Annotated in this window: 1 pseudogene; it reads left to right on the forward strand. The window is 51.0% G+C overall.

Annotation, left to right across the window (positions count from 1 at the left end):
- Positions 1-290, forward strand: a pseudogene (locus AC0QHF_RS23210) (hypothetical protein); the annotation flags it as partial.

Here is a 290-nt window from a genome sequence, read left to right on the forward strand (position 1 = left end):
CTTCGGCTTCGGAAGAGGTAACAGATGCGATCGCATCTCCCGACTCATCCCCAATTCAACGAGAATCCGAAACTTCCCCAATTCAGCGACAGCCAGAAACTTTGGCTTCGGAAACGATATCGGATGCGATCGCATCTCCCGACTCATCCCCAATTCAACGAGAAGCCACCACTGCTGGCGTGGAAGAGATATCGGAAACTTCGGTTTCAGAAGCGATAACAGATGCGATCGCATCTCCCGACTCATCCCCAATTCAGCGAGAATCCGAAACTTCCTCAATTCCGAGACAA

The organism is Lyngbya sp. CCY1209, from assembly GCF_055795065.1.